This window comes from Bradyrhizobium erythrophlei (assembly GCF_042430365.1).
In the GTDB taxonomy this organism is placed as follows: domain Bacteria; phylum Pseudomonadota; class Alphaproteobacteria; order Rhizobiales; family Xanthobacteraceae; genus Bradyrhizobium; species Bradyrhizobium erythrophlei.
This window is the reverse complement of the sequence record NZ_JBHMET010000219.1, coordinates 31,785-34,394: the sequence shown is the minus strand read 5'-3', so window position 1 is coordinate 34,394 and position 2,610 is coordinate 31,785. Positions and strand designations below refer to the sequence as shown.

Sequence of the window (2,610 nt, the reverse complement as noted above, 5' to 3'; positions counted from 1 at the left end):
ATGTCGAGAACATCCGAAGGGGTACGCAGTTTCGATGCCGAATGTCTCTTATGGGTCATTCGCGACCGGTCCCCCCGGTCCTATCCACCCCTCGACTTCCGCTATGCCCCATTAGCCACCGATATCGCGCGGCGCCGCAATATGTCGCGAAGGGCCAGAAGGCGACGTGCGAGCCATCATGCGTCGCGAGGAACGATGTAGAGCAGATGAGGCAGTATAAGCTCTGGAGAATAATAAAATGGCCCTTCGCCGATCCTGATGGCTCCCATTCGCTTGTAGAAGCCTTCTGCCGAAGGTTCGGCGTAGATCATCAGGGCACCGGCTTTCAGCTCCTTGGCACGCCCGACGGCCGCCTCGAAAAGCACCCGGCCAACGCCGCGTTTCCAAAACGGTGGATCGACAAAGATGCCGTCGAGCTGCGCAATGCCCAGAACTGCGGTTGGCGTCACTGTCACAACCCCAACTGCCTCTCCAGCCTCGTCTTCCGCCACTCGAACATAGCCACCGGTGATCAACGGCATCGTGACGGTGAGTGCCGGCATCACCCGGTCGATGAAGGCCTCGTCGTACCCTGCTTGTGCGGTAGCGCGCACGCAGAGGCGCGTGAGGCCGCGCTGGTCTTCCGGCTTGGCACCGCGAATTGAATAAAGTTCCGCCATCTAACAGATCGATCGAAAGATGCCGTCCTGGCATGTGGGAACGCCGAGACCGGTCGCAAAGGGTCAACCGCGCCGTTCAGTCTCGTCCAACGGTAAATCACTGGTCTATTGCCGGACATCGGTCCGATGTCCACATGTGTTGCGGGCGTTTGGCCGTTGAACGGAGGTCCGGCATGAGCGAACCCGTCGAGAGCAATCCGGGAACAATCCTTCGCTGCTCCTTACGATGTCCGCAAGCTCGTCGTCGCGGGTCCCCACGTCTTCATTTGCGATGAATGCGTCGAGTTATCGATGACCCTCGTTCGCGACGAGGGCGGCTCGTTCTACCTGCGCAGGCCGGCCGAGTACTGCAAGCTGGCGGAGGGTAATGTCCGCGTCGCGGAAGCAGCGGGCGTTCCCCGATTTTCTGCTTGACAGGGCGGTCTTAGACGGCTTGCACAACAAGGGGCCCCGTCGGTAGGTATCGCGGGAACTTCCTCGATTTCGACCCGTATGGCGTTCCAATCAGCATGATGAAAGTTGAGTTAATATGGGCTCGGCGGCTCACATGATGGAGCGCCCTGCCAGCGTCGGTAATCGTCTCCTAGCCGCATTGCCGTCGAAAGACCTCGCATTGCTCGCGCCGCATCTCCAGAAGGTGCCGCTTGAACAGGATGCCGTGCTAGCGCAATCGGGAGCTCGACGCGACCACGTTTACTTTCCCCATAGCGGCGCCATCTCCTTCATGCTCGGCCTACCGAACGGGGAAACGATTGCAACCGCCGTAATCGGGCGCGAGGGAGCCCTCGGTGCGCTCTCGGTGCTGGGCGGAAACCCCTCCCTGTCGTCCGTGACCGCGGTCGTGCGGGTGGGCGGCACCGCATCGCAAATCTCCGTAGTGCGTTTTCAAGCAGCCCATATGGGGAGCAGTGCCATCAGACATGTGGTCCAGGCGCACACCAGATCGATACTCATGCAGTTCCAGCACGTCGCCGCCTGCAATGGGCTGCACCCCGTCGAGGCCCGCATGGCCCGGTGGCTGCTTCACCTGCATGATCGGACGGAAGGCAACCTCCTATCATTAACTCAGGTGACGCTTTCGGAGTTGCTCGGGGTGCGACGAACGACCGTGACACAGGAGGTTGCCAAACTCCGCGCCTTGGGTGCCATCAGATCAGATCGGCGGGGCTTGATCGAAATCGATAGGGGGCGTCTCGAGCAAGCGTCCTGCGAATGCTACGACGTCATGCGCCGTCAAACCGATCAGATCGTCCCGGATGACGCCGCGAGGCCGCGCCTGCATGTTGCATCGGGCGACGAACCTCACGGTGGCTGAGCGTTTTCAACCTTGCATAGTCGGTGGGGCCGTAACCGGTAAGAGCTATCGGCAATTGTTGTTTCTTTGTTATAAACAAAACCATTTCCATCCTGTGGATTTCGGCAAGCAGCGCAAATGCGGACATCGAGGGAGGTTCCGAGTAGGGGTCATTTTCGACGGTTTCAGCGGAGATTGTCGGCTGGCTGTTGTCCGCTTCTACCCCATAAGCGTCCAACCGGGGCCTGCCCGGAAGCGTTTGCGTCTGGCCAGACCCCTGTGATTCAAGCTTCCAAACTGGGGGCTCGACTCATGCGCTACGAACTCGCCGATTACGAATGGATTGCCATCAAGCCCATGCTGCCGAACAAGCCGCGTGGCGTTCCTCGGGTTAACGAGTCCTCAATGGCATCTTCTGGGTCTTGCGCTCTGGAGCACCTTGGCGTGATCCGATCAGGCCAGCGAAACCGGCTACCAAATTCGGCAAGAGCAATGCCTGAGCGACAGCCCAAGCCAGAATGCGACGTGCGGGAAAATCATCACCTGATCACAGACGGGATTTATCGAAAAATTCGGCACCCCAGGGATTGTGCACGAGGTCGTCGCCGACCCGCTCGCGCGCGCCTTGGAGATCGGTGCAGAACTATCGAGCCGAGG

3 protein-coding genes and 1 pseudogene are annotated in these 2,610 nt (G+C 59.8%); 3 read left to right on the top strand and 1 reads right to left on the bottom strand.

All coding sequences use genetic code 11. The features are described from left to right. Positions 1-176 precede the first annotated feature (176 nt). Entirely contained in the window at positions 177-659 is a 483-nt protein-coding gene (locus tag ACFFWD_RS30645; protein ID WP_376971350.1) for a GNAT family N-acetyltransferase, read from the bottom strand. A gap of 195 nt (positions 660-854) precedes the next feature. Here ACFFWD_RS30645 and ACFFWD_RS30640 point away from each other — a divergent pair, with 195 nt between their 5' ends. From ACFFWD_RS30640 to ACFFWD_RS30630, 3 genes and pseudogenes are all read left to right on the top strand, one after another. After that, positions 855-1,073, top strand: a complete 219-nt coding sequence (locus ACFFWD_RS30640; protein ID WP_376971734.1) for a ClpX C4-type zinc finger protein — start codon at positions 855-857, stop codon at positions 1,071-1,073. Positions 1,074-1,206: 133 nt separating this feature from the next. Continuing rightward, positions 1,207-1,974, top strand: a complete 768-nt coding sequence (locus ACFFWD_RS30635; protein WP_376971728.1) for a Crp/Fnr family transcriptional regulator — start codon at positions 1,207-1,209, stop codon at positions 1,972-1,974. Between the two features lie 291 nt (positions 1,975-2,265). Beyond that, positions 2,266-2,402: pseudogene (locus ACFFWD_RS30630) on the top strand (transposase); the annotation flags it as partial. Between the last annotated feature and the right edge of the window lie 208 nt (positions 2,403-2,610).

What these genes read in the sequence shown, in the direction of transcription:
- ACFFWD_RS30645 (WP_376971350.1), bottom strand. Translation starts at nt 659, where the DNA reads ATGGCGGAACTTTATTCAATTCGCGGTGCCAAGCCGGAAGACCAGCGC.
- ACFFWD_RS30635 (WP_376971728.1), top strand. Translation starts at nt 1,207, where the DNA reads ATGATGGAGCGCCCTGCCAGCGTCGGTAATCGTCTCCTAGCCGCATTG.